This window comes from Mesorhizobium sp. KACC 23794, assembly GCF_052180275.1.
Classification (GTDB): Bacteria; Pseudomonadota; Alphaproteobacteria; order Rhizobiales; family Rhizobiaceae; genus Kumtagia.
In genome coordinates, this window is record NZ_CP197465.1 from 2,807,005 (window position 1) to 2,832,792 (window position 25,788).

The 25,788-nt window shown below is 64.9% G+C and carries 19 protein-coding genes and 1 pseudogene; 10 read left to right on the top strand and 10 right to left on the bottom strand.

What is annotated here, in order from left to right; genetic code table 11:
• The 6 genes from uxuA (at position 1) to ilvD (ending at position 10,535) form a co-directional block, all read left to right on the top strand.
• On the top strand, positions 1-1,179 hold the full coding sequence (gene uxuA, locus ACSBOB_RS13855; protein WP_442582968.1) for a mannonate dehydratase: 1,179 nt from the start codon (positions 1-3) through the stop codon (positions 1,177-1,179).
• A gap of 85 nt (positions 1,180-1,264) precedes the next feature.
• Positions 1,265-1,606 (top strand): winged helix-turn-helix domain-containing protein, encoded by a 342-nt coding sequence (locus tag ACSBOB_RS13860; RefSeq protein WP_442582969.1) that lies wholly within the window; start codon positions 1,265-1,267, stop codon positions 1,604-1,606.
• Positions 1,607-1,714: 108 nt separating this feature from the next.
• Positions 1,715-5,071, top strand: a complete 3,357-nt coding sequence (locus ACSBOB_RS13865) for a transglutaminase family protein (RefSeq protein ID WP_442582970.1) — start codon at positions 1,715-1,717, stop codon at positions 5,069-5,071.
• 31 nt (positions 5,072-5,102) lie between these two features.
• A complete protein-coding gene (locus ACSBOB_RS13870; protein WP_442582971.1) occupies positions 5,103-7,508 on the top strand; it encodes a circularly permuted type 2 ATP-grasp protein in 2,406 nt (801 codons plus the stop codon).
• Positions 7,508-8,407, top strand: a complete 900-nt coding sequence (locus ACSBOB_RS13875) for a transglutaminase family protein (RefSeq protein WP_442582972.1) — start codon at positions 7,508-7,510, stop codon at positions 8,405-8,407. Before ACSBOB_RS13870 ends, ACSBOB_RS13875 begins: the two co-directional genes overlap by 1 nt.
• A gap of 289 nt (positions 8,408-8,696) precedes the next feature.
• Positions 8,697-10,535, top strand: coding sequence for a dihydroxy-acid dehydratase (gene ilvD, locus ACSBOB_RS13880; RefSeq protein WP_442582973.1), 1,839 nt, complete (start codon positions 8,697-8,699; stop codon positions 10,533-10,535).
• 45 nt (positions 10,536-10,580) lie between these two features.
• On the opposite strand, the pseudogene ACSBOB_RS13885 reads toward ilvD, so the two are convergent.
• Together ACSBOB_RS13885 and ACSBOB_RS13890 are read right to left on the bottom strand one after the other, a co-directional pair.
• A pseudogene (locus ACSBOB_RS13885) lies at positions 10,581-11,264 on the bottom strand (GNAT family N-acetyltransferase).
• Positions 11,261-11,755 carry a MarR family winged helix-turn-helix transcriptional regulator gene (locus tag ACSBOB_RS13890; protein ID WP_442583728.1) on the bottom strand — a complete coding sequence of 165 codons (495 nt, stop codon included), beginning with the start codon at positions 11,753-11,755 and terminating at the stop codon, positions 11,261-11,263. The pseudogene ACSBOB_RS13885 and the gene ACSBOB_RS13890 overlap by 4 nt, the downstream one beginning before the upstream one ends.
• A gap of 173 nt (positions 11,756-11,928) precedes the next feature.
• Here ACSBOB_RS13890 and ACSBOB_RS13895 point away from each other — a divergent pair, with 173 nt between their 5' ends.
• A complete protein-coding gene (locus tag ACSBOB_RS13895; protein WP_442582974.1) occupies positions 11,929-12,249 on the top strand; it encodes a hypothetical protein in 321 nt (106 codons plus the stop codon).
• Positions 12,250-12,401: 152 nt separating this feature from the next.
• Positions 12,402-13,625, top strand: coding sequence for an MFS transporter (locus tag ACSBOB_RS13900; protein ID WP_442582975.1), 1,224 nt, complete (start codon positions 12,402-12,404; stop codon positions 13,623-13,625).
• 4 nt (positions 13,626-13,629) lie between these two features.
• Here the strand turns inward: ACSBOB_RS13900 and ACSBOB_RS13905 are convergent, their stop codons facing one another.
• The 6 genes from ACSBOB_RS13905 to ACSBOB_RS13930 all read right to left on the bottom strand — a co-directional run bounded on the left by ACSBOB_RS13905 (position 13,630) and on the right by ACSBOB_RS13930 (position 20,541).
• A complete protein-coding gene (locus tag ACSBOB_RS13905; protein WP_442582976.1) occupies positions 13,630-14,814 on the bottom strand; it encodes a serine hydrolase domain-containing protein in 1,185 nt (394 codons plus the stop codon).
• A gap of 45 nt (positions 14,815-14,859) precedes the next feature.
• A complete protein-coding gene (locus ACSBOB_RS13910) occupies positions 14,860-15,888 on the bottom strand; it encodes an ABC transporter substrate-binding protein (RefSeq protein WP_442582977.1) in 1,029 nt (342 codons plus the stop codon).
• Positions 15,889-15,914: 26 nt separating this feature from the next.
• Complete coding sequence (locus ACSBOB_RS13915; RefSeq protein WP_442582978.1) at positions 15,915-16,715, bottom strand: ABC transporter permease; 801 nt, start codon at positions 16,713-16,715, stop codon at positions 15,915-15,917.
• On the bottom strand, positions 16,708-17,628 hold the full coding sequence (locus ACSBOB_RS13920) for an ABC transporter permease (RefSeq protein ID WP_442582979.1): 921 nt from the start codon (positions 17,626-17,628) through the stop codon (positions 16,708-16,710). Before ACSBOB_RS13920 ends, ACSBOB_RS13915 begins: the two co-directional genes overlap by 8 nt.
• A 3-nt stretch (positions 17,629-17,631) precedes the next feature.
• Positions 17,632-18,729, bottom strand: coding sequence for an ABC transporter ATP-binding protein (locus ACSBOB_RS13925; RefSeq protein WP_442582980.1), 1,098 nt, complete (start codon positions 18,727-18,729; stop codon positions 17,632-17,634).
• Between the two features lie 147 nt (positions 18,730-18,876).
• A complete protein-coding gene (locus ACSBOB_RS13930) occupies positions 18,877-20,541 on the bottom strand; it encodes an amidohydrolase (RefSeq protein WP_442582981.1) in 1,665 nt (554 codons plus the stop codon).
• A 144-nt stretch (positions 20,542-20,685) separates the two neighbouring features.
• Here ACSBOB_RS13930 and ACSBOB_RS13935 point away from each other — a divergent pair, with 144 nt between their 5' ends.
• Positions 20,686-21,717 (top strand): histone deacetylase family protein, encoded by a 1,032-nt coding sequence (locus ACSBOB_RS13935; protein ID WP_442582982.1) that lies wholly within the window; start codon positions 20,686-20,688, stop codon positions 21,715-21,717.
• A 295-nt stretch (positions 21,718-22,012) separates the two neighbouring features.
• Here the strand turns inward: ACSBOB_RS13935 and ACSBOB_RS13940 are convergent, their stop codons facing one another.
• Together ACSBOB_RS13940 and ACSBOB_RS13945 are read right to left on the bottom strand one after the other, a co-directional pair.
• Complete coding sequence (locus ACSBOB_RS13940) at positions 22,013-22,735, bottom strand: M15 family metallopeptidase (RefSeq protein WP_442582983.1); 723 nt, start codon at positions 22,733-22,735, stop codon at positions 22,013-22,015.
• On the bottom strand, positions 22,728-25,010 hold the full coding sequence (locus ACSBOB_RS13945) for a penicillin-binding protein 1C (protein ID WP_442582984.1): 2,283 nt from the start codon (positions 25,008-25,010) through the stop codon (positions 22,728-22,730). The genes ACSBOB_RS13940 and ACSBOB_RS13945 overlap by 8 nt, the downstream gene beginning before the upstream one ends.
• Positions 25,011-25,433: 423 nt before the next feature.
• Here ACSBOB_RS13945 and ACSBOB_RS13950 point away from each other — a divergent pair, with 423 nt between their 5' ends.
• Complete coding sequence (locus tag ACSBOB_RS13950) at positions 25,434-25,760, top strand: helix-turn-helix domain-containing protein (RefSeq protein WP_442582985.1); 327 nt, start codon at positions 25,434-25,436, stop codon at positions 25,758-25,760.
• The last annotated feature ends 28 nt before the right edge of the window (positions 25,761-25,788 follow it).

Consider the following 25,788-nt stretch of genomic DNA (forward strand, 5'->3'; position numbering starts at 1 on the left):
ATGAAGCAGACGTGGCGCTGGTTCGGGCCGGACGATTCCGTAAAGCTCTCGCATGTGCGGCAGGCCGGCGCGACCGGCGTCGTCAGCGCGCTGCATCATCTCAATGACGGCCGCGCCTGGCCGCACGACGAAATCCTCAAGCGCAAGGCGGAGATCGAGGCGTCCGGGCTGGACTGGCCGATCGTCGAGAGCATCGTCGTGCATGAGGACATCAAGACCCGCACCGGCCGATGGCGCGAGTATGTGGAAAACTACAAGGCGTCGATCCGCGCCGTAGCGTCTGCCGGCATCAAGGTGATCTGCTACAATTTCATGGCGATCACCGACTGGACACGCACCGATCTCGACTATCCGATGTGGCATGGCGGCACGGCGCTGCGCTTCGACATGGTCGATTTCTGCGCCTACGACGTGCTGGTGCTGAAACGGCGCGGCGCCGCCGACGAGCATCCGGCCGCCCGCATCAAGACGGCAGGGGAACGTCTCGCTGCTATGAGCGAGAGCCAGCTTGCAAAACTCGAGCAGAACCTCATCGGCTGGGTGCCTGCGCGCGAATTCATCTTCGACCGCGAGAGTTTCCGCCGGGCGCTGGACATCTACAAGGATGTGTCGCCGGAAGGATTCCGTGAAAACCTGTTCGCGTTCCTGCGCGAGATCGTGCCGGTGGCGGAGGAGGCCGGGGTCAAGATGGCGATCCACCCGGACGATCCGCCGTTCCCGATCTTCGGCCTGCCGCGCGTGGTGTCGAAAGCGGCTGATGCGCGCGCTCTGATCGCGGCGGTCAAGTCGCCGGCCAATGGCATCACACTTTGCACCGGCTCCTACGGCGCCAATCCGGAAAACGACTTGGTCGCCATGGCCGAGGAATTCGCGCCCGACATCCATTTCGCGCATCTGCGCAACGTCACCAAGGAGGGCGACTTTTCCTTTCACGAGGCGGAGCATCTGGAAGGCGACACCGACATGGTACAGGTGGTCGCAGCGCTTCTGGCCGAAGAGCGGCGCCGCAAGGCGGAAGGCCGCGCCGACTGGCAGATCCCGATGCGGCCGGACCACGGCCACGCCATCGTCGACGATATCGGCAAGACGGTAAACCCCGGTTATTCCTGCATCGGCCGGCTGAAGGGCCTGGCGGAACTGCGCGGCATCATGCGCACGCTGGAAAGTTTTCAGGCTTGAGCGGCGGCCGGGGATGACACTGAAAGCCGACGCTGACGGCTTCCAGCCTGTCGACTTGGGTTTCAAGGTAGCGTAGGCGAGTGGCATGCCTTCGCTCAGCCTGCGCATCAACCTCGATCCCGACGGTCGCATCGGTCCGGGCAAGATCGAACTGCTCGAACACATCGCCGCCTTCGGCTCGATCTCGGCGGCGGCGCGGCGCATGGACATGTCCTACAAGCACGCCTGGGATCTGGTCGAGGAGATGAACCAGTTGTTCGGCAAGCCTGTGGTCGCCGCTCAGACCGGTGGCAAGAAGGGCGGAGGCGCCCAGCTTACGCCTGTCGGGCTGGCGGTCGTTGCCCGCTTCCGCGCCATAGAACGCGCCGCCCACGAGGCGGCCGGGCCGCATATAGAAGCACTGCAGAGCGAGATCGACGCGGCGTGATTGCTGGCGTTCGCGGCCACGGATGCCGCACTGCAATAAAGGCTTGGCGCGCTTGGTGGATTCGTGGGAGTGTGAAAGCGCTACCGACGAAAGGTTATTGCGCCCCACATGGCAATTCTGGCAGCCGTCTATCATCTGACCCATTACAAATATGACCGGCCGGTAACGCTCGGTCCGCAGATCATCCGCTTGAAGCCCGCGCCGCATTCGCGCACAAAAGTGCTCAGCCATGCGCTGAAGGTTTCCCCCGCAAATCATTTCGTCAATGTCCAGCAGGACCCTTACGGCAATTTCCTTGCCCGCTACGTGTTTCCGGAGCCGGTGACGGAGTTGAAGATCGAGGTGGACCTCGTCGCCGACATGACGGTCTACAATCCGTTCGATTTCTTCGTCGAACCCTCTGCAGAGACATTTCCATTCGACTACCCCGAGGACCTGACGGAGGACCTTTCCATCTATCGCCGGCCGGAGCCGGCCGATCCGCTGCTGGAAAAATTCGTCGCCTCGATCGACCGCACGCCGACCAACACCGTCAATTTCATCGTCGATCTCAACGCCCGCATTCAGCGCGAGGTGAACTACATCGTGCGCATGGAACCGGGGGTACAGGCGCCGGAGGAAACGCTGTCCCTGGCCATGGGCTCGTGCCGCGATTCGAGCTGGCTGCTGGTGCAGGTGCTGCGGCATCTCGGCTTCGCCGCCCGTTTCGTCTCGGGATATCTGATCCAGCTCAAGCCCGACCTCGTTTCGCTCGACGGTCCGGCCGGTACGGCGGTCGACTTCACCGATTTGCATGCCTGGTGCGAGGTCTATCTGCCCGGCGCCGGCTGGATCGGGCTCGATCCGACATCCGGCCTGCTCACCGGCGAAAGCCATGTGCCGCTTTCGGCGACGCCGCACTACCGCAACGCCGCGCCGATCTCCGGCGGCTTTGCCGGCGATCCCAACACAAAAATCGATTTCGAGTTCGACATGCGGGTCGACCGCATCGCCGAGCACCCGCGCATCACAAAACCTTTTTCCGACGAATCCTGGGAGGCGCTGGACCGGCTCGGCAACCAGGTCGACGCCGTGCTGCAGGCTGAGGACGTGCGGCTCACCATGGGCGGTGAGCCGACCTTCGTCGCCATCGACGATTTCGAATCGGACGAATGGAATACCGCCGCCGTCGGGCCGACCAAGCGCGAAAAGGCCGATGTGCTGATCCGCAAACTGCGCGAGAAATTCGCGCCCGGTGGGTTCCTGCATTATGGCCAGGGCAAGTGGTATCCAGGCGAAAGCCTGCCGCGCTGGACGTTTTCGCTGTATTGGCGCGCCGACGGCGAGCCGGTGTGGCGCGATCCGTCGCTGATTGCTGTGGAAGGCGGTGGTGGCAACCCGACGCCCAAGGATGCGGAAATCCTGCTGAAGACGCTTGCCGCCGAACTCGGCGTCGATGCGGGCATGGTCGACGAGGCCTACGAGGACCCGGGCGAATGGGTGCTCAAGGAAGCGAAGCTGCCCGACAATCTCGATCCGGCGAACTCGAAACTCGCCGATCCCGAGGAGCGCAGCCGCATGGCGCGGGTGTTCGAGCGCGGGCTGACGCAGCCCTCCGGCTACGTACTGCCGATCCAACGCTGGAATGCGCAGGCGACCGGTCAGCGCTGGAAGTCGGAAAAATGGAAGACGCGGCGCGGCCGGCTGTTCCTGGTGCCGGGCGACTCGCCGGTGGGCTATCGCCTGCCGCTGGGCACGCTGCCCTACATCCCGCCGTCGCAGTTTCCGTTCATCGTGCCGGTCGATCCGTCGGTGCCGCGCGGGCCGCTGCCGCACCGCGACACGCCCGCCGCAGATCAGCCCGGCGGCGCCGACGAGATGGCCCACCGCCAGGCGGAGGCGTCGTTTACGGCCGCTACCCCGCAGCAGGACATCGTCGAGCAGCAGCTTGGCGAGATCGGCGGCGCGGTGCGAACCGCTATCTCCATCGAGCCGCGCGACGGGCGGCTGACCGTATTCATGCCGCCGGTCGAGGCGCTGGAGGATTATCTGGAACTGATTGCCGCGGCGGAAGAGGCGGCGCGCAAGACAGGTCTCGCGGTTCACATCGAGGGTTATGCGCCGCCGCACGATCCGCGCCTCAACGTCATCCGCGTCGCGCCCGATCCCGGCGTCATCGAGGTTAACATCCACCCGGCGAAAAACTGGGCCGAATGCGTGGCGACGACGACCGCGATCTACGAGGAAGCGCGGTTGAGCCGGCTCGGCGCCGAAAAATTCATGATCGACGGCAAGCACACCGGCACCGGCGGCGGCAACCATGTTGTCGTCGGCGGCGCGACACCCAACGACAGCCCGTTCCTGCGGCGGCCGGACCTGCTGAAAAGCCTGGTGCTCTACTGGCAGCGGCATCCGGCGCTGTCCTACCTGTTTTCCGGCCTGTTCATCGGCCCGACCAGCCAGGCGCCCCGCTTCGACGAGGCGCGCCACGATTCGCTCTACGAACTCGAGATCGCGATGGCGCAGGTGCCGTTGCCGGGGCAGGGGTTGCCGCCGCTGCCATGGCTGGTCGACCGGCTGTTCCGCAACCTTCTGGTCGACGTCACCGGCAACACCCACCGCTCGGAAATCTGCATCGACAAGCTGTTTTCGCCGGACGGGCCGACCGGGCGGCTGGGGCTGGTCGAGTTCCGCGGATTCGAGATGCCGCCCAACGCCCGCATGAGCCTCGCGCAGCAGCTTCTGGTGCGCGCCATCATCGCGCGGCTGTGGAAGGCGCCGCTCGACGGGCGCTTCACCCGCTGGGGCACGGCGCTGCACGACCGCTTCATGCTGCCGCATTATGTCTGGCAGGATTTTCTGGATGTGCTGCAGGACCTCAGTCAGAACGGCTTTGCCTTCCGTCCCGAATGGTTTTTCGCGCAGCTCGAATTCCGCTTTCCCTTCTGCGGCGAGATCAGCCAGGCCGGCATCAAGCTTGAAATCCGGCAGGCGCTGGAGCCGTGGCATGTCATGGGCGAGCAGGGCGCGATCGGTGGCACGGTGCGTTTCGTCGATTCTTCCGTCGAGCGCCTGCAGGTGCGCACCGAGGGCCTCAATCCCGAGCGCCATGCCATATTGTGCAATGGCCGCGTCGTGCCGATGCGGGTCACCGACAACCGCGAGGTTTCGGTGGCGGGCGTTCGCTTCAAGGCGTGGCAGCCGGCTTCGGGCATGCATCCGGCATTGCCGGTCAATACGCCGCTGATGTTTGACATTTACGACCGCTGGTCGGGCCGCTCGGTCGGCGGCTGTGTCTATCATGTCGCGCATCCGGGCGGGCGCAACTATGAGACGTTCCCGGTCAACGCCAACGAGGCGGAGGCGCGCCGACTGGCCCGCTTCGAGGCGACGGGACACACGCCCGCCGCTTTCGCGCTGGTCGAGGAGCAGCTCTCGGCCGATTTCCCGATGACGCTTGACCTGCGGCGGCCGGCGGGAGAGTGAGGCCAATGCACTCCGTCCAGCACCGACTCCCATGACTGAGGAAAAGCGCAAGCGCGCCAAGGCTCCGCGCCCAAGGCTCCTTCTCGATGGTTACCAGCCGTTGCCCGGCGTGCCGGACGAGATGGTGGATTCTTCCGGCAATCCGCGTCCCGTCTGGCGCGACTTCATCGCTGCGCTGGAGGACCTTGGCCCCGCCGAACTGTCAAAACGCTTCGCCCGCGCCGACCAGTACCTGCGCGACGCCGGCGTCTATTATCGCGTCTACGACAAGGTCGGGGCCAACGAGCGTACGTGGCCGCTGTCGCACATCCCGCTGCTGATCGACGAGGCCGAATGGGCGGTCATCAGCGCCGGACTGACCCAGCGCGCCGACCTGTTCGAGGAGATCGTCGCCGACATCTATGGCGACAACCGGCTGGTGGCGCAGGGCCTGCTGCCGCCCGGCCTGGTGGCCTCCAGCCCCGAATATCTGCGGCCGCTCGCCGGCGTGAAGCCGGCGGGCGGCCATTTCCTGCATTTTTGCGCCTTCGAACTCGGCCGCGGGCCGGATGGCGGCTGGTGGGTGCTTGGTGACCGCACCCAGGCGCCCTCCGGCGCCGGTTTCGCGCTGGAAAACCGGGTGGCCACCACGCGTGCGCTGTCCGACATCTACGGCGAGATGCATGTGCACCGGCTGGCGGGTTTCTTCCGCCGTTTTCGCGATGCGCTGGTGGACGGGGCGGGCGACCCGGAGGGCCGCGTCGCCATCATGACGCCGGGGCCGCTCAACGAGACCTACTACGAGCATGCGTACATCGCGCGCTATCTCGGCATCATGCTGCTGGAGGGCGAGGACCTGACCGTGGCGGAAGGCCGGCTGATGGTGCGCACCGTGGCGGGCCTGCGGCCGATCAGCGTGCTGTGGCGTCGGCTGGACGCGGCCTTCGCCGATCCGCTGGAGTTCAACCCGGCTTCGCGCATCGGCACGCCGGGCCTGGCGCAGGCGGTGCGGCAGGGCTCAGTTGCGGTCGTCAACGCGCTCGGCTCCGGGATATTGGAGACGCGGGCTCTGCTCGCCTTCCTGCCGCGCATCTGCCGGACGCTGCGCGGCGAGGATCTGGCGCTGCCGTCGATCGCCACCTGGTGGTGCGGCCAGGAGAAGGAGCGCGACCACGTCGTCGCCAATCTCGACCGCATGATGGTGGGCCCGGCGCTGTCGACGCGGCTGGCCTTCGAGGACGAGGCCAACACGGTGCTTGGCTCCACGCTGGCGAAGGAGGCGCGCGAGACACTGCTGCGCCGCTTGCGCGGGGAGGGGGAAAAATTCGTCGGCCAGGAAGCGGTGACGCTGTCGACCACGCCGGTGCATGTCAATGGCTGGCTGGAGCCGCGGCCGGCGGCGCTCAGGGTCTATCTGGCGCGCACGCCACAGGGCTGGATCGTCATGCCCGGCGGGTTCGCCAGGGTCGGCGAGACACAGGACGCGGCGGCCATCGCCATGCAGCGCGGCGGTCACGCCGCAGATGTCTGGGTGGTGGCGAAGGACGCTGTGTCGCGCGACACGCTGCTGCCCGGCGCCGGCGACGATTTCCGCCGCCGCACGCCCGGCAGCCTGCCCAGCCGCGCCGCAGAAAACCTCACCTGGCTGGGCCGCTATGTCGAGCGGGCGGAGGATACGGTGCGGGTGCTGCGCGCCTATCACGTGCGGCTCGCCGAGACCGACGATCCGGCGCTGCCGTTGCTTCAGGATGTGCGTGATTTTATCGAGCCGCTCGGCATCGACATGGATGCTGCCATTCCAGCCGGCCTGCTCGGCACGATCGACAGCGCCATCTACAGCGCTGGCCAGATCCGCGACCGGTTCTCGCCCGACGGCTGGCTGGCGCTGCGCGACCTGTCGCGCACGCTGCACAAATTCGCCGGAACGGTGGAGCCGGGCGACGACGCGACGCGGGCGATGACGGTTCTGCTGCGCAAGATCGCCGGCTTTTCGGGCCTGCTGCATGAGAACATGTACCGCTTCACCGGGTGGCGCTTCCTGGAGATCGGCCGCCGGCTGGAACGGGCGATGCAGATCTCCCGCATGCTCGGCCGGGTGACGCGGGACGATGCGCCGGACGGCGCGCTGGACATGATGCTGGAAATCGGCGACAGCGTCATGACCCACCGGCGGCAATACACGGTGCGATCGGGGCGGCGCACGGTGGTCGACCTGCTGGCCCTGGACCCTCTGAACCCGCGTTCGGTGCTTTTCCAACTGGAGCGACTGAAGGACGAGATCGACCATTTGCCCAATGCCGGCGGGCATGGCCTGTCGGAGCCGGCGAAGGAGGTGTGGCGGCTGCATACGGGGCTCGCCACGCGGGAGGCCGTCGAACTCTCGCCCGAGGCGCTGGAGCAGATCGCCTGGGACGTTGGCGGCTTGTACGAGAAGATTTCGCAGGCATATTTCGGCTGATGCAATACGACATCCGCCTCACGCTCCACTACGATTACGACGCCTGGGCGGGCGGCGGGCGACATCAGGTGCGGGTGCTGCCGCCGACTATTCCCGGCATCCAGCGGGTGGTGGCGGCATCGCTCTCGTTCACGCCGACGCCCACCGAGCGGTCCGATTTCACGGATTTCTTCGGCACCAATGTCACGGCCATCGTCTGCCGCGACGCGCATGAGACGCTAGATGTGAAAATGTCGGCGCGGGTGGCGGTGGCTCGCCCGCAGGTCGGGCTCGACGTTTCGCCGACGGTTTCCAGGCTGAAGGAGGAAGTCGCCGGCGTGCTGTCGCTGGCGCCGGAGTCGCCGCAGCATTTTCTGGCGGCAAGCGATCATGCCGGCATCGATCCCGCCATCACCGCCTATGCCGCGGTCAGCCTGGGTGAGCCGTCGGTCCGGGCGCTGGCCCGCGACCTCTGCGGACGCATCCATCGCGATTTCGCCTATGATGGCGAGGCGACCACCGTCGCCACGCACGCCAGCGATGCCTTCAAGCTGAAGCGCGGCGTCTGCCAGGATTTTTCGCACGTGATGATTGCCGGGCTGCGCGGCCTCGGCATTCCCGCCGGCTATGTCAGCGGCTTTCTGCGCACCATTCCGCCGCCGGGCAAGGAACGGCTGGAAGGCGCCGATGCCATGCATGCCTGGGTGAAAGTCTGGTGCGGACTGGAATGCGGCTGGATCGAGTTCGATCCGACCAACGACATGCTCGCCTCCAACGACCACATCACAGTCGGCTGTGGCCGCGACTATTCGGATGTGGCACCGATCGTTGGTGTGCTGAAGACCACCGGCGGGCAGGAGGCGGAGCAGTCCGTCGACGTCGTGCCGGTGGATGCAAAATCGGTCGAGGGTGCCCGCTGAAGGCAGGCCCCAGCTAATCGGGATTGCAGAGCGCCGCGCGCGATCCGGTTGTCCGACGGTGTCAGTCCCGATCACGACCTCGATAGAGCTTGAGCCAGGGTGCTCAAATCAACAGGCGCGACCTTTGCATCCACTTCCGACAGCGGACCGAATCCTGGCGTCATCGGGATGGAATTCATCGTACCGTACGTTACGGTACGCATTTTCCGTTGCCGATCCGGTGAAAACGGTTTAAACAGCCCTGTTGTCGCAGCGCAGGCTGCGAGCCCGCATCAAGTCGAGGATATCGATGCCAGCCTATCGCTCCCGCACCACCACCCATGGCCGCAACATGGCCGGCGCCCGCGGCCTGTGGCGCGCCACAGGCATGAAGGATGGCGATTTCGGCAAGCCGATCATCGCCGTGGTGAATTCCTTCACCCAGTTCGTGCCGGGCCACGTCCATCTCAAGGACCTTGGCCAGCTTGTGGCGCGCGAGATCGAGCGGGCGGGGGGGGTCGCCAAGGAATTCAACACCATCGCAGTCGACGACGGCATCGCCATGGGCCATGACGGCATGCTCTATTCGCTGCCCAGCCGCGAGATCATCGCCGACAGCGTCGAATACATGGTCAACGGCCACTGCGCCGACGCCATGGTCTGCATCTCCAATTGCGACAAGATCACGCCCGGCATGCTGAATGCCGCCATGCGCCTCAACATCCCGGCGGTGTTCGTCTCCGGCGGGCCGATGGAGGCCGGCAAGGCGATGGTGAAGGGCAAGCTGCAGGCGCTCGATCTGGTCGACGCCATGGTGATGGCTGCCGACGACCATTATTCCGACGAGGAGGTGCAGACGATCGAGGAGGCAGCGTGCCCGACCTGCGGCTCCTGCTCCGGCATGTTCACCGCCAATTCGATGAACTGCCTGACCGAAGCGCTCGGCCTGTCGCTGCCCGGCAACGGCTCGACGCTGGCCACGCATTCCGACCGTAAGCGCCTGTTCGTGGAAGCCGGGCATCTCATCGTCGACCTCGCCCGCCGTTATTACGAGCAGGACGACGAGACCGCCCTGCCGCGCAGCATCGCCACCAAAAAAGCGTTCGAGAACGCCATGGCGCTGGACATCGCCATGGGTGGCTCGACCAACACGGTTCTGCACATCCTCGCCGCCGCGCATGAGGGCTGTATCAACTTCACCATGGACGACATCGACGCGCTGTCGCGGCGCGTCCCCGTCCTGTGCAAGGTCGCGCCGGCCAAGAACGACGTCCATATGGAGGACGTCCACCGCGCCGGCGGCATCATGGCGATCCTCGGCCAGCTCGACCGCGCCGGCCTGATCAACCGCAGCGAACCGACAGTGCATGCCGTCACGCTCGGCGACGCGCTGGACCAGTGGGACATCAGCCGCACCAACTCCGAGAGCGTGCGGCAGTTCTTCATGGCGGCTCCCGGCGGCGTGCGCACGACGCAGGCTTTTTCGCAGTCGAACCGCTGGGCCGAGCTCGATCTCGACCGCAAGTTGGGCGCCATCCGCTCGCCCGAAAACCCGTTCTCGAAGGATGGCGGGCTCGCCGTGCTCAAGGGCAACATCGCGCTCAATGGCTGCGTGGTGAAGACTGCCGGCGTCGATGAATCGATCCTGAAGTTCACCGGTCCGGCAAAAGTCTTCGAGAGCCAGGACGCTGCGGTAAAAGGCATTCTGGGCAACGAGGTCGTCGCCGGCGACGTCGTTGTCATCCGCTACGAGGGGCCGAAGGGCGGCCCGGGCATGCAGGAAATGCTCTATCCCACGAGCTACCTGAAATCGAAGGGGCTCGGCAAGGCGTGTGCGCTTCTGACCGACGGCCGTTTTTCGGGCGGCACGTCAGGCCTGTCCATCGGCCATGCTTCGCCTGAAGCGGCGACAGGCGGCGCCATCGGGCTGGTGCGCCAGGGCGACATCATCGAGATCGACATCCCCAACCGCACGGTCAATCTGCGTATCTCCGACGAGGAGCTTGCGGCGCGCCGCAAGGAGCAGGACGTTTTGGGCTGGAAGCCGGTGGAAAAACGCAAGCGCAAGGTGACGACCGCGCTGCGCGCCTACGCCGCTTTCGCGCTCAGCGCCGACAGGGGCGCGGTGCGGGAAGTGCCGGAGGAATAGGATTTCAAGCTATGCATGAGTGGGCTGTGTGCCCACACATGGCTTTCAGTCCTGCCGTTTGATCACCGCCAGGTTCAGTGTCGTGCGCAGTCGGAAGCCGATCGACTCGTAGAGGCCGATCGCCGCGTGGTTGGTCTCCCAGGCGTGCAGGAAGGGCGTGTAGCCGCGCGCCTGGATGCGTGATGTGACGAACACCGAGAGCAGCCGGCCAAGGCCCTGGCCGCGAACGTCCGGATGCGAGCAGACGCCGCTCAGTTCCGAAAAACCGTCCTGTTTCATGCGTTCGCCGGCCATGGCGACCAGTCGTCCGCCATGCTTCACGCCCCAGAACTCGCCGAGTTCGCCGGCGCGCAGCGAGAAGGGGCCTGGCTAGGTGAGTACCGCGAGGTCGAGCATCTCCTGCGCATCGGCCTCGCTTAACCTTTCGATCCCGGCGTGTTCCGCATGAGGCAGCGGTTTTTCCGCGACCATCTGCACGACGCGCGACGTGAGCGTGGCCGTCGTTGCCGGTGGGAGCCTGATTGCGTCCGCCTGCACCACCATCAGCGTTTCGTCGTCCTGCAGCAGGGCCGAAAGGGCGTCCAGGCTGTCGGGATCGTCGCTTCCGGTTGCGGCGAAGGGAATGATGCCGGGCCGGTAGCGGCGAGCGAGCGCGCCGCCTTCAGAAAGATGCGATTGTCCGGAGGTCAGGGCCCCCCAGACGGGCCGGTCGAGACTATGAACGCTCACAGTACTTGCTCCTCGGTTTTCGCGGCGCGGCGGTCGAGCGGCGCGTCCGCAAGGCCTTGCTCGATCGCCGCCAACTGGGCGAGCAGCGGCCCCGACATGTCCTCGCAAAGATCCTTCACCGCCGCCTCGATGCGCGGCCAGATGTACGCTTTTGATCGCAGCACGATCTCCTCTCCGGCGGGCGTCAGCCCGACGACGCGCCGCCGCTGGTCGTCAGGCGACGGGCGCACCTGCAGAAAACCTTGCGCGGAAAGCTGCGACACGGTGCGGGTCACACCCGGCTGGCTGATGCCGACAGCCATGGTCAATTCGCCGATGGTCAGCGGTCCCTGCAGATCGATGGCTGCCAGATAGGGATATTGCGCCGTCTGGATCGGCAGGCCGGCCTCGTCGATGATGCGCTGCGTGTCGGCCTGCAGCCGCTCGCCGATGCGTTTCATCCGGGTTCCAAGCGTCAGGAAGCCGAAACTGCGGACGATGTCTTCGACCATCATGTCTTCCTCAAATTTGTATATCAAGTTATATAACAGTGCATGTTGATTTATCCAGCCGCCAAGTGGCCGTGTATGAGCCGCGGGCGAGCCGCTTCCCAATATCGATCGAGAATCATTGCTCCCGGGCGGCATGCCCAACTATGCTGCGGCGACAAAGCAGGAGGCACGGCATGGACGAACCCACTGGCTGGCGGCACATGAAGAGCGCGCCGATGGACGGCAGCCGGATTCTGGTGACCGTGCGTTCCTCGGAGCAGGGCGGCGCGGAGGTCGATGTCGTCTATTGGGCGAGGGCCGACCAGTTCGGCATCGAGGGCTGGCGTGCCGCAGATTCGCATCCCGGCAACATCATCGGCTATGCCGACCCCGAGCTGAAATGCTGGATGCCGCTGCCGAAGGCCAACACCGCCGGTGATTCGGCAGTCTCCTCCGGCATGCCCGAGCCCTGGCAGGGCGAAGACGCGGAAGAGCTTTTCGGATCGGGGATCTGACCGGGCGTCCCCTCATCTGACCCAACCGGCTGGTCCAACTGACACAATCGCTGGTGGGCGTTTGGGACTAAGGGCTGCGTTGCTCCCAAGCACCTGCGCGCGCATTATTCGCGCCGCGACCCGTGACCGGTTCCTCCGGCAAGGACTATGACATGACGGACGCTACCGCGCCGGCCGCAAAGATTTCGGCCCAGAGCAATACGGTTTTTGCGATCATTCTGGCGGTTTCGTTCTGCCACATGCTCAACGACATCATGCAGTCGTTGCTGGCGGCGATCTACCCGATGCTGAAAAGCGATTTCGGCCTGTCCTTCTGGCAGATCGGTTTGCTGACGCTCGCCTTCCAGGTCACGGCCTCGCTGCTGCAGCCGCTGGTTGGCATCTATACCGACAAACGGCCGCTGCCCTATTCGCTGACGGCGGGCATGGGTTCGTCGATGATCGGGCTTTTCCTGCTCGCCACCGCGCACACCTACTGGATGCTGGTGGTCGGCGCCTGCTTCATCGGCATCGGTTCGTCGATCTTCCATCCCGAATCCTCGCGCGTGGCGCGGCTGGCCTCCGGCGGGCGCTTCGGCCTGGCGCAGTCTCTGTTTCAGGTGGGCGGCAATTTCGGCCAGGCGCTCGGTCCGCTGCTCGCCGCCTTCATCGTCGTGCCGATGGGGCAGGGCAGCGTCGGCTATTTTTCGGTTGCCGCCATGCTCGGCATGATCATCCTGTGGCGCGTCGGCAACTGGTACGGCAGCCATTTGCGCGCCACGGCCAAGCGCCCCAAGGCGCCGATGTCGGTGAACCTGCCTCGGCGCACGATCATACTGGCGCTGGTGGTTTTGACGCTGCTGACCTTCAGCAAGAACATCTACACCGCAAGCATCTCCAGCTATTACACTTTCTACGTGATCGAACGGTTCGGCGTGGATGTGCAGATGTCGCAGTACCTGCTGTTCGTCTTCCTCGGCGCCACGGCGCTGGGCACGGTGCTGGGCGGGCCGATCGGGGACCGGTTTGGCGCGAAGTTCGTGATCTGGTTCTCGATCCTCGGCGTGCTGCCATTCACGCTGGCTCTGCCTTATGTCGACCTGACCTGGACGATCGTGCTGTCCGGCATCATCGGGCTGATCCTGGCCTCCGCGTTCCCGGCGATCGTGGTGTTCGCGCAGGAACTGCTGCCCGGCCGCGTCGGTATGGTCGCCGGCATCTTCTTCGGTTTTGCCTTCGGCATGGGCGGCATCGCGGCGGCGGTGCTCGGCGTGGTCGCCGACGTCAAGGGCATCGAATATGTCTATTGGATCTGTTCGTTCATGCCGCTTCTCGGCCTGCTGACGATCTTCCTGCCGTCCGAGAAGGTGTTGCGCGCGAGGACGGTGCACACTTAGCGGCTCAGAGCATCGCGGCGATCGCCTGGTAAAAGCGCAGCGCCTGCTGGTCGAGCGGGTCGTCGACCGGCACGTGTTGCGACGACAGGCGTACGATCGTCACCTCGCGCTCCGGGTCCACGTACAGCCACTGGCCGTGGATGCCGATAGCCATGAAGGCGCCGTTCGGAAAACCCGACTGATACCATTTGTTGCGGTAGCTGCCGTTTTCCAGCAGATGCGCGAAGTCCCCCGCCTTCCAGGCAGCGGTATGGCCGGCCGAAAGCGTGTCGTGCACCCAGCGCTCGGAGACAATGGCGCGGCTGCCGGCCATGCCGCCGTTGCGCATCATCTCGCCGACGCGGGCCAGGTCGCGCGCCGTCATCGACACGCCGCCCGCAGCCCGTGCCGTGCCTTCGCCGTCGACCGTCACGTTGCATCGTCCGCGCGCCATCAGCGGGATCCAGAGCTTTTCGCGCAAAAGGTCGGTGTAGCGCAGGCCCGACGCGCGCTCGACGATGATGCCGAGGAGGTCCGAAAGCGGCGAATAATAGCGGAACGGCCCACCATGCGGCCCATCGCCTTTCGGCAAGGACAGGATCACCTCGCGCAGGCTTTCCGGCTTGTCGCCTAGGCGCACCGGGTTCCACAGCATGGCGCGGCGGTAGCGGGCGAAATCGCTTTCGGGGTCAAGATAGGCTTCGACGAAATCGAGGCTGACGCGCATGTCCAGCACCTGCTGGACGGTGGCGCCGTCATAAGCGGTGCCTTTCGCCTCGGGCAAATAGCGTGTGACCGGCTCGGCCGGGTCGAGCAGGCGCTCGTCTTGAAGCACACCGGCGAGGATGGCGGTCAGCGACTTGCTGATCGAAAACACCAGATGCGGCGCCGATGGATCGGCCGCCGGCGCGCTGTATTCGCCAACGAAACCGCCCGCCTTCATCACCACCAGCTGGTCGGTGTTCGAGCGGCGCAGGAATGTCAGCACAGTCTCGTTTCCAATACCCGCGTCGAACGTTTCGCCGAGCAGCGGATCGAGGCTTTCCAGCGTCTCGTCCTCGATCGTGGCGCTGGTGGAGATTTCGGCGGACGGCACCAGTTCGGCAACGTTCTGGAACGACCACGCCGAATAGGGTCGGGTGCGCCAGTTGCCGAGGGTCACGTCCTGCCGGGCGAAGCCGTAGCGTCCTGAGAATGCTGTCTTTTGCATGATGGGTGAGGGGAGGCCGGTGGAAAACGCCGGCCTCCCAAAAGATCACTTCTGAAGTTCGGTCCAGATCTTCGTGTACAGTTCCTGCACCTCGGGTGCGCAGGTCTGCGACGGCACGCCGCGCGCCTTCACGTCCTCCGGTATCTCGACCTCGGGCGCGCCCTTCATGTCGTCCGGCATGAATTTGTCGGAGCCGGCGATGCCGTTGGCATAACGGTGGAAGCCGGAATTCATGCCGGCATTCTCGGGATCCATCATGAAGTTGAGGAACAGCTTGGCGTTATCGACATTCTTCGCGTCCTTCAGGACGGCGATGTTGTCGCTCCAGTTGACGAAGCCTTCCTTCGGATAGCCGTAATGAATGGCCGGGTTCTTGAGGCGCTGGCGGAGCGCGGAGCCATTCCAGTCGCTCGACGCAGCGAAATCGCCTGCTCCCATCTTCTCGATGGTGCCATATTCCATCGCCACCCAGTCGGGCTTGGCCTTGACCAGCGTGTCGCGAACCTTCTTCAGGATCTCCTTGTCGCCGGTGCATTTCGTGCCGCCATTGTAGAGAACGGCGGCGTCGATGACGTCGGTCATCTCAGGAACGACGTTGACCTTGCCCTTGAGCTCGGCCGGCGTGTCGAAGATGATGCCCCAGGTGTCGATCGGCCCCTTGTAGACGTCGGTGTTGACCACGACGCCGACGGTGCCCATCGCCCACGGCACGGTGTAGTGGCGGCCGGGATCGAACTCGGGGTTCTTCCAGTCTTCGGCGACGTTCTTGAAGTTGGGCATCTCGTCAGGCCGCGATTCCAGCAGCAGGCCTTCCTGAATCCAGATCGGCACGTAGTTCTGCGACGGCACGACGATGTCGAAGCCGTGCCCGCCCTGGCGGATCTTGGCCAGCGCGGTGTCGTTGGAATCGTAGTCGGTGATGGTCACCTTGACCTTGTTCTGCTCCTCGAACTTCTTGATCATGTCGGGGCTGGTGTAGTTGCCCCAGTTGTAGATGTTCAGTTCGCCGTCGGCCTGCGCCAGCCCCGTCGAGGCCAGCAGCCCGAAAGCGAGCGCTGCGAGTGTCCGTTTCATCGGTAGGCTCCCATTGTTTCTAGGCATCAGCTTCTTTTCCTGCTCATGAAAAAGAACAGGGTGACGATGGCGACCGAGAGAAGCAGAAAGACGGTCGAGATCGCATTCATTTCCGGCGTGACGGCGCGCCGCAACTGGCCGAGCATGTAGGTCGGCAAGGTATCCTGTCCGCCTGATTTCACGAAGTTGGTAATAACCACGTCGTCCAGCGAGATCACAAAGGCCAGCATCAGCCCGGCCAGTATGCCTGGCCACAGCAGCGGCAGCGTTACGCGGCGAAAGGTCTGCCAGGGCGTGGCGTAGAGGTCGGCGGCGGCGCGCTCCAGCGTCAGGTCCATACTTTCCAGCCGCGCCCGGATCGGCAGGTAGGCGAAGGGGATGCAGAAGGCGGTGTGCGCCAGGATCAGGTAGCCCAGGCCCGAATAGCCGGTGAACGTCTTGACCCGGGAGAAGAAGATCAGCAGCGCGACGGCGGTTACGATCTCGGGCACCATCAGCGGCTGGTTGATGAAAGCGTATTTGAAGGTCAGGCCGCGATAGGGCGCCGTCCTGGTGGTCGCGAGAGCCGCCATCGTGGCGGCGATGGTCGCGAAGATCGCCGCCGCCGAGGCGATCTGCAGGGAGCGGATCGACACCTCGATCACCTGGTCGTTGTTCCATGCGGCGACGAACCAGCGGAACGAAAACCCGTCCCAGTCGGCGATCGAGGTTCCCGCGTTGAAGGCATAGAACACCAAGACGAGGATCGGCGCGTAGAGGGCGGCGAAACAGATCATGGCGATCGTCGTGAAGCCGGTCTGGCGCTGGATGGAGAACCGCCTAGCCATGCCGGCCGCCCTCCGAACCGGCGTTGCGGACATAGGCGAGCAGCGCGACCATGACGATGATCATCAGGGTGATCGACAGCGCGGCTCCGAGCGGCCAGTTGCGGCCCTGGCCGAATTGCAGCTCGATCAGGTTGCCCAGCATCAGGTTCTTGCCGCCGCCCAGAATGCTCGGCGTCACATAGGCGCCGAGCGAGGGAATGAAGACCAGGATCGAACCGGCGACCGCGCCCGGCTTCACCAGCGGGAAGATGATGCGGCGCAGCACCTTGAAGCGTGTCGCATAGAGATCGTAGCCGGCCTCGACGAGGCGGAAGTCGAGCTTTTCCATGCTCGCATAGAGCGGCAGGACCATGAGCGGCAGGTACACGTAGACCATGCCGACCATGATGGCGAAATCGGTGAACAGCATCTGCACCGGCCGTTCGACCAGCCCGGCGCCGAGCAGCAACTTGTTGACCACGCCCTCGTTGCGGATGATCTCCAGGATCGCGAAAGTGCGGATCAGAAGGTTGGTCCAGAACGGAATGGTGATGAGGAACAGCCATAGGTCGCGTTTGTTTTCAGGCCGCGTGGCGATGAAATAGGCGGTCGGGAAACCGACGACAAAGGTCAGCACCGTGGTCGCCAATGCGAGTTTCACCGACCGCCAGAAAATCGACAGATGCGCATCGGCCAGCGACAGCGTGTCGTCGAAGATGTCGCGTTCGAAGAGCACCGACGTCCATGCGTCGGTCGAGAACTGCCATTTGACGTCGCCATACGGGCCGGGCGCCAGGAACGAATAGACCAGCACGATCAGCAGCGGGCCGATGGCCGCGAGGAAAATGATCAGCAGGGCAGGGGCCGACAGCAGCCAGCGGTTGCGCACATCCTGTTTCTCGCTGTCCTGAAGGCGTTCGGCTGCGTCGGCCATCGCCTAGTCCTTCAGGATCTGGGCGGAATCGGCCGGGATGAGCAGGCCGACATGGCTGCCCGCCACGAACCGGTCGGAATGGCCGCGCGCATTCTGCCGCCGCACAATGAAGGGCTCGCCGGAATCCAGCCTGAGATGGAAATGCGTGTCGGTGCCGAGATAGACGACGTTCTCGATCGTTCCGGCCAGCGGCGCGCCGTCCGGCTTGGCGAGTTGCGCGTGTTCCGGGCGGATGACGATCGAGACGCTGCCTTTTGGCGCGAAACCGTCCGGCAGCGATGCGGGGATCTCGGCGCCGGAGGCTAGCCGCACGGTCGCCAGATTGCCGGCGGTGGAGACGATGGTTGCCGGCAGAAAATTGCTCTCGCCGATGAAGTCGGCGACGAATCGCTCGGCCGGCCGGTCGTATATGTCGCGCGGCGAGCCGACCTGCAGGATTTTTCCCGCCGACATCACCGCGATGCGGTCGGACATGGTCAGCGCTTCCTCCTGGTCGTGGGTGACGAAGATGAAGGTGATGCCGGTCTCGTGCTGGAGCGTCTTCAGTTCGATCTGCATTTCCTTGCGCAGCTTGTAGTCAAGCGCCGACAGTGGCTCGTCGAGCAGCAGCACTTTCGGCTGCGGCGCCAGCGCGCGGGCGAGAGCGACGCGCTGCTGCTGGCCGCCGGAGATCTGGCTGGTGCGGCGGCCGGCAAGCTGCTCCATGCGAACCAGCTTGAGCATCTGCCCGACCCGCGCCTCGACCTCGGCCTTCGGCTTGCCGAGCATCTCCAGTCCGAAGCCGATATTCTCAGCGACCGTCATATGCGGGAAAAGCGCGTAGCTCTGGAATACCGTGTTCACAGGGCGCTTGAATGGCGGCAGCGGCGCGATGTCGTCGCCGTAAAGCAGGATTTCGCCCTCGGTGGGGAAGTCGAAACCGGCGATCAGGCGCAGCAGCGTGGTCTTGCCGCAACCGGACGGACCAAGCAGCGTGAAGAATTCATTCTCTCGGATGTTCACCGAGACGCGGTCGAGGGCCGCGAACTGCGCGTCTCCGCTACCGAAGATCTTGCTGACGTTGCGAATCTCGATCGCGTTCTTATCCGGCCGATCCGGCACGCAGCGCCCCACTCTCGTTGGCCGACTTTTCGCCGCGCCGTGTTACCCTCTCGGCTGGATTGTCAACACATGCCGGCGCACTTGGCAACCGACTTGAATGCGGATTCAGAAACCATTTGGTCGCGCAGCCCGGATTGGACGTCACGGTCAGTCCCGAAACGTGACGCGACCTCCGCAGATGGTCGTCACAGGACGGATATTCGTCAGTTCCTCTGGCGCACAGGCGTCAAGATCATCTGACAGCACCACGATGTCCGCGAGATAACCGGTCTTTAGCTTACCCTTCCGGTGCTCCATGAACTCCGCATAGGCGCCGCCGGTCGTATAGGCGGAGAGTGCTTCGTCTAATGTAAGACTCTGATCCGGATCGCCTTCCGCCCATGGTTTGCGCAGCATTGCCGCCTGCATGCCGAGGATCGGGTCGATCGGCGCCACCGGCCAGTCGGAGGCGAAGACCAGCGGCGCGCCAGCCTCCATCAGGCTGCGGACGGCGAAAGCATAGGGCCAGCGCGCCCGGCCGATGCGCGAGACGGTCGGCTCCAGCGGGACGCCCTTGGCAGCCGGAGCATGCGTCGGCTGCATTGAGGCGATAGCGCCGAGTTGGGCAAAACGCGGGATGTCGGCTGACGAAATCAGCTCGATATGCTCGACGCGGTGGCGGCTGTCGCGGACGCCGTTGGCACGGCGCGCCTGCTCATAACCGTCGAGCACCGCGCGCACCGCGCCATCCCCGATCGAATGCACGGCGATCTGCAGGCCTCGTCTATCCGCTTCGGTGGCGATCTCGGCGAAGCGCTCGGGCGTGAACAAGGGCTCGCCGCGCCAGTCCGGCCGGTCGGCATAGGGTTCGACCAGAACGCCGGTCCAGGATTCGATGACGCCATCGTAGAACACTTTTACCAGCCCGGAGGAAATCCATTCGGAGCGGTAGCGTTCGGCCATAAGGCTGGCTTTCTCCAACATCTCCAGTTTCATGAAGTTCTTGAAGTGGAACGGTATTTGTACCCGGCAGTGCAGTCCTCCCAGATCCTCGATCTCGGACAGCAGTTCGAGTTGGTAAAGATTACCGTCCATGTTGTGGATCGACGTGATGCCGTGGCGCGCGCACCAGTCGAGCCCGCGCTGCATGGTGTCGCGGTCGGTCTCGCGCTCTTTCTGCGAGGGAACCGGATCGGGCTCGCCACCGGTGGAGAGGCCCAGCCGCGCGCGCTCCTCGCCGGCCAGCGCGATGACCGGATTGAACGCCTCGTTCTCGCGCAGCTCGCCTGTCGCAAGGCCATCTGGACCCATGACGATCTCGTTGCCGGGGCGAAGTTTCTTGCCATGCAGGACGCCGCCGAGTTCCAGCGCCTTGGTGTTGGCCCATACTGTATGGTGGTCGGGCGCGGCCATGGCGAAGGGCCGGTCGGAAATGATGCGGTCGAGGTCGTGGCGGGTCACCGGCCGGTCGCCCAGCACCGTATATTCGACGCCCTGGCCGAGCAGCATCGGTGCGTCGGGACGGGAGCGCGCGTAATCCTGGATCGCGGCATGCAAGGCGATAGCACCATGCACGCCGAAAAGCTGCAGATGCGCGAGTTCCGCCGCGCCGGAGAACAGGTGCATGTGGCCTTCGATGAAACCCGGAACCACTGAATTCATGCCGGCGTCGATGATCCGGGTGCCTGGCCCGCGCAGGTCTTCGACTGCCGCGCGGTCGCCGACGGCGACGATTTCGCCGCCGGCCACGGCCAGCGCTTCGGCCTGCGGCTGGTCCTCATCCATGGTCCTGATGCGGCCATTGACGATGATCAGCTCGGCGTTACGGGTCATGGAAGGTTTCCGGTTGGACGGCCCGATGTACCACCTTCGGGGCTTTGAAAGCCAGACAAGTACAGATGATGCGCCGAGCAAGGCAGTGCTTGTCGGCGGTGGGCAGGTGCGGGTAGGTTGCCGGCATCATCAGACGAGGGGTTCATGAAGACGATTTTTTCGCCGCTGCATGCCGGTCATTCCGGCCAGGTCGAACTGGTCGCGGGAGCGATCGTGCCGGGTTTCGAAATGCCGTCGCGGGCGGAATATATCCGCGCCAGGGTCGAATCGGAAAAGCTCGGGCCGATCCTGCCGCCGGACACACACGACCTCGCTGCGGCGAAGCGGGTGCATAAAGCGGATTATATCGATTTCCTGCCAACCGTTTGGCCGGAATGGGAAAAATCCGGCCGGTCGGGATCCGCTTTGCCTTACACATGGCCGACGCGCGGCCTGCGCGGCGACGTCAGGCCGAAGACCATCGATGCGCTTCTCGGCTACTATTCCTTCGATGCCGGCGCGCCTTTCGTGAAGGGCACATGGGACGCGATCAAGTCTTCCTGCGATGTGGCGCTGACCGCCGCCGGGCTGGTGAAGGGCGGCGAGCGGGCGGCCTTCGCGCTCTGCCGGCCACCCGGGCACCATGCCGGCGCGGCGTTCATGGGCGGGTATTGTTTCATCAACAACGCTGCCGTCGCCGCGCAGTGGTACCGCGACCAAGGCGCTGAAAGGATTGCGATTCTCGATGTCGACTATCATCACGGCAACGGCACGCAGGAGATCTTTTATGCCCGCAAGGACGTGCTGGTGCTGAATTTGCACGGGGATCCGATGACCGAGTATCCGTTCTTCCTCGGCCATGCCGACGAGCGTGGCATGGGCGAGGGCGAGGGGTTCAACGTCAATTACCCGATGCCGTTCGGCACCGCCTGGGCCGAATGGAGCGCTTCCCTGGAGGACGCTTGCGCCAGGCTGGCAGCCTATCACCCTGATATCGTTGTTGTTTCGCTCGGTGTCGATACGTTCGAGAAGGACCCGATCAGCCAGTTCAAGTTGAAGACCGAGGACTATCCGAAGATCGGGCATCGCATCGCAAAACTCGGCCTGCCGACGCTTTTCGTCATGGAAGGCGGCTATGCGGTCGAGGAGATCGGCGTCAATGCGGTGGGCGTGCTGACGGGGTTCGAGGAAGGGTAATCCCACCTATTCTTCGAGACTCGCCCTGCGAGGTTTTTTTCTATGGTTTCAAGGCGTTGCGCGCTCGACGGCCGGAATGCAGACCGGTGCGAGCGCGGGCGAAATCATCGTCGGCGAAGTTTTTTCTCGACGCCCGTGAAGTCCGGAATATCGAGCCGAACCAGGGGCTTGCTGGCTTGGCATCGGAAATTCGGTGCGACGGACTTCACGGAGGCGCCTTTTTTGGGGTCGAGTCCGTTCATGAACTGGCCTTTGGCATTGCTTCGCGCCGTCTCGGACTTGACTCGCCGGACCGTCAGCGCGGCGAGATCGGAAAATCGAAGCGCGTCTTTGCAAACGGCTCCTTCTCCAGGGTGAAATGCCACCACTCCTTCGAATAGTTGCGGAAGCCGTGGCCGCGCATTGCCTGGACAAGCAGGTGGCGGTTGGCGGCGGCTTCGGCAGGGATGTCTGCATGCCGGGTTTCGCTGACCTCGTCGAAGCAATCGAAACCGCTGCCGAAATCCAGCGTGTCGGCCTCGCGGAGGCCGCATGAGTTTTCCAGCCGGCTCGGCCTGGCGACCGAGGCGAGCGCGAGGTCTACGGTCGAACCGCGGGTGTGGGAAGACTGCGCGCCGATATAGCCTTTTGCGACGAGTTCGTCGCGCCGGACGCGGGGATGCCATTGCGGGTCTTCGGGGCCGCCCGCTTTCGCCCACCCGACGAAATCGGCCACTGCGCCTGCCGGCCGGTAACAATCGAAGACGACCAGGGTCAGCCCCTGTTTCGTTACCGTGGCTTGGACAGCCGACAGCGCCTTCGCGGCCTCGGTGGTAAGAATGCATTCCGCCGCGTCGTAGCCTTTTGCCGGGCGTCCTAGGAAATTGGCGCTGCCGGCGTAGCGGATGTCCTGGCGGATCGTCGGGCCGATGTCGCGGAGATAGGCGAAACCGGGCGGCAGTTCCGCTGACAGGGCCGGTGACGCGAAGAGCGTTGCCGCGCAGAGAAGCAGAACCTCGCCGATCCTGCGCCTACTCAACAAACACCTTCACGCTTGCAGCACGGCCGGCGGCGTCGATGACGGTGAGTGTCGAATAGCCGGCGCCGTCGGGCTGCCAGGTGGCAGTACGGCGGCGGACGACTTCGCTCAGCGGCTTGCCGTTGGCGAGCCAGCGGAACGGTGCGCGCCCGCCTTGCAGTTTCAGCACGAGCGGGCTGGCGCCTGCCGTCGCGGTGAGTTCGACCCGCGCGCCGTCCGGCGGAAAGACGATCTGCGGCGCGGGCTCGACAACGGTTGCGGCGGCGGCGTCGGTGGGCAGCGCGCCCTGCGCCGACTCGAAGCGCCGCAACGTGACCGGCAGGTCCTGCGGGGCGGCATGGAAGGCGCCGGCCGGCGGGCGCTGCTGCTGGACGGCGGGAAGGCCGGATTTCGCAAACCCCTCGAACAGGATCGGGGCGGCGGAGACGTAGCCGGCGAGGCCGGGCACCGAACCGGAATCGGCGCGGCCGACCCAGACGCCGAGCACATAGCGGCCGTCATAGCCCACCGACCAGGCGTCGCGGTAGCCGTAGGAGGTGCCGGTCTTGTAGGCGATAGCGCGCGGGCTGGCGCCTTCCGGCGCACGCACGTCGGACAGGATGTCGGTGACCTGCCAGGCGGCGGGACCTTCGAGCAGGGTGGCGTCGGCCAGGGGCTCGAAATTCTTCTCCGTGCCGTCGCGCAGCCTGGTGGCGCGGCCGCCATTGGCGAGGCCGGTGTAGAGCTGGACGAGGTCGCGCAAGGTGACGCCGACACCGCCGAGGCCGATCGCCAGGCCGGGCGTTTCCCCCGGCGGCAGGCTCGGCGAGACGCCGGCCCTGCGGAAGCGCGCGGTGAGCCGGGCAGGGCCGACGGCGTCGAGCAGCCGCACCGCCGGCACGTTGAGCGACAGTTGCAGCGCCTGGCGGACGTTGACGTCGCCCTGGTAGCTCATGTCGAAATTGCGCGGCCGGTAGCCGGCGAAATCGGCGGGCCGGTCCTCGATCAGCGTCTCCTGGGCGACGAGGCCTTCCTCGAAAGCCAGCCCGTAGATGAAGGGTTTCAGGGTCGAGCCGGGCGAGCGGCTGGCGCGGGTCATGTCGATCCAGCCGTAGCGGCGAGGGTCGAAATAATCGGCCGATCCGACGGCGCCCAAAATCTCGCCGGTGCGGGCATCGGCCATGACCATGGCGACGGAGACGCGCTCGCCAAGTTTTTGCGCGGCTTCGCGGGCGACGGCTTCAAGCCCGGTCTGCACGGATTTCTGGATGGTGAGCTGGTGGCGGGTCTTGTCTGGCCCCGTACCCCCACCCCTAGCCCCTCCCCACAAGGGGGAGGGGGACTTTGCCGCGGCTGTGTCGAGTGAGATCGTCGACGACCGGTATCCAGTGGCAGCGCTGTCCGGTTCCCCTCCCCCTTGTGGGGCGGGGTCAGGGGTGGGGGTTGTTCCATAGGCGACTGAGTTTGCACGCAGCGCATCGTCTGCGAGGTGGGCGGCGAGCGAAGGCAGCGGGAAACGAGCAGCCGACACTTCGTCGATCGCTGCGCGCGCCGCCTCGCGCTCGGCGAGCAGGCCGGCTTCGACCATGCGTGCCAGCACCCTGTCGCGCGCCGTCTGGGCATTGTCGCGAAAGCGGTCCGGCCGGCGGCGCTCCGGCAGTTGCGGCAGCGCGACCAAGAGGGCGGCTTCCGAGACGGTGAGGCGTTTCGGCTCCTTGCCGAACCAGGCAAGCGAGGCGGCGCGCACGCCTTCGAGATTGCCGCCATAGGGCGCCAGCGTCAGGTAGCGTTCGAGGATGTCACGCTTGGAGATGCGGCGCTCGATCTGCCAGGCGCGGAAAATCTGGGTGAGCTTCGAGGCGATGCTGCGGTTTTCGCGCGGCTCGATCAGGCGGGCAAGCTGCATGGACAACGTCGAGCCGCCGGAGACGATGCGGCCGTTGCCGGCAAGCTGGCCGGCGGCGCGCATCAGGGCGAGCGGGTCGACGCCGGAATGATCCCAGAAGCGCTTGTCCTCGTAGGCGACCAGCATCTTCACGAATTCGGGGTCGACATCGTCGAGCGACGTCTGGAACCGCCAAAAACCGTCTGATGTGGCGTAGGCGCGCAGCAGGGCGCCGTCGCGGTCGACCACCTCCTGCGAGGCGGCGATCTTTTCCGGCAGCGGCGGCGGGAAGGCGCGGTCGAGGGAGAAGAGGGCGGCGGTGGAGAGGACGGCGAGGGTGGCCAGGGACGCGGCGGCGATGGCGGCGCGGCGGATGAGCTTTGCGCTCGGTAGATTCTGGAGAGCCGACATCGGTCATCGGCCTCTTCGGGATGCGGGGAGAATCTTTTGGAATCGCAGTGCAATTGCAGTTGCCGCCGTCGCACTCCGTCCAGCACCCCTCATCCGACCTCGCTTCGCGAGGCCACCTTCTCCCACAAGGGGAGAAGGTGGAGTTTCGCGCAGACGCCTTCGGAAATCTCCAAGGCTGACGATTGGCAGAAGCGTGGCGGCAGCGCTCCACCTTCTCCCCTTGTGGGAGAAGGTGGCCTCGCGAAGCGAGGTCGGATGAGGGGTGCTGGACGGAGTGCGGCAATTGCCGATAACGTCCGCTCCATCGTCAGCCGGGAGACTTGGACAGTGGCGACGTTGCAGCCCCGCAGTTTCAATGCACTTGCCATTAATATCGGGAGGCGTGAAATCAGGGCATGCCGGAAACGGTGAAGGAAACGCCCGATGCCTGACGTCCAGATAGTCACAGCTGCGGCGGACGCCGACGAAGATGCGGCCGACATGGCCATTTACGACGCCCGCAAGGCCGAACTGGCCGGCAATCCAAATCCGACCCTGTCGCCCGAAGTAGGCGCCATGCTTTTGCGCGGACACAGCAGATTGCAGGCTTTGCGCAAATGGCGCGGGATTGCGCAAATCAAGCTGGCGGCTGATGCCGGCATTGCGCAGGGATATCTTTCCGATCTTGAGCATCGCCGGAAATCCGGATCGGCCGAGACCATAGCCGCGCTTGTACGTGCGTTGGATATACCGGCCGACTGGCTGACGTGACCGGGGCCGGCTTACCATCCCCTTACAG

Excerpts from the sequence above, each read along its gene's own strand:
- ACSBOB_RS13950 (WP_442582985.1), top strand. The coding sequence starts at position 25,434 with ATGCCTGACGTCCAGATAGTCACAGCTGCGGCGGACGCCGACGAAGAT.
- ACSBOB_RS13865 (WP_442582970.1), top strand. The coding sequence starts at position 1,715 with ATGGCAATTCTGGCAGCCGTCTATCATCTGACCCATTACAAATATGAC.
- uxuA (WP_442582968.1), top strand. The coding sequence starts at position 1 with ATGAAGCAGACGTGGCGCTGGTTCGGGCCGGACGATTCCGTAAAGCTC.
- ACSBOB_RS13900 (WP_442582975.1), top strand. The coding sequence starts at position 12,402 with ATGACGGACGCTACCGCGCCGGCCGCAAAGATTTCGGCCCAGAGCAAT.
- ACSBOB_RS13935 (WP_442582982.1), top strand. The coding sequence starts at position 20,686 with ATGAAGACGATTTTTTCGCCGCTGCATGCCGGTCATTCCGGCCAGGTC.
- ilvD (WP_442582973.1), top strand. The coding sequence starts at position 8,697 with ATGCCAGCCTATCGCTCCCGCACCACCACCCATGGCCGCAACATGGCC.
- ACSBOB_RS13870 (WP_442582971.1), top strand. The coding sequence starts at position 5,103 with ATGACTGAGGAAAAGCGCAAGCGCGCCAAGGCTCCGCGCCCAAGGCTC.
- ACSBOB_RS13890 (WP_442583728.1), bottom strand. The coding sequence starts at position 11,755 with ATGGTCGAAGACATCGTCCGCAGTTTCGGCTTCCTGACGCTTGGAACC.
- ACSBOB_RS13920 (WP_442582979.1), bottom strand. The coding sequence starts at position 17,628 with ATGGCCGACGCAGCCGAACGCCTTCAGGACAGCGAGAAACAGGATGTG.
- ACSBOB_RS13930 (WP_442582981.1), bottom strand. The coding sequence starts at position 20,541 with ATGACCCGTAACGCCGAGCTGATCATCGTCAATGGCCGCATCAGGACC.
- ACSBOB_RS13905 (WP_442582976.1), bottom strand. The coding sequence starts at position 14,814 with ATGCAAAAGACAGCATTCTCAGGACGCTACGGCTTCGCCCGGCAGGAC.
- ACSBOB_RS13910 (WP_442582977.1), bottom strand. The coding sequence starts at position 15,888 with ATGAAACGGACACTCGCAGCGCTCGCTTTCGGGCTGCTGGCCTCGACG.
- ACSBOB_RS13915 (WP_442582978.1), bottom strand. The coding sequence starts at position 16,715 with ATGGCTAGGCGGTTCTCCATCCAGCGCCAGACCGGCTTCACGACGATC.
- ACSBOB_RS13895 (WP_442582974.1), top strand. The coding sequence starts at position 11,929 with ATGGACGAACCCACTGGCTGGCGGCACATGAAGAGCGCGCCGATGGAC.
- ACSBOB_RS13860 (WP_442582969.1), top strand. The coding sequence starts at position 1,265 with ATGCCTTCGCTCAGCCTGCGCATCAACCTCGATCCCGACGGTCGCATC.
- ACSBOB_RS13945 (WP_442582984.1), bottom strand. The coding sequence starts at position 25,010 with ATGTCGGCTCTCCAGAATCTACCGAGCGCAAAGCTCATCCGCCGCGCC.
- ACSBOB_RS13875 (WP_442582972.1), top strand. The coding sequence starts at position 7,508 with ATGCAATACGACATCCGCCTCACGCTCCACTACGATTACGACGCCTGG.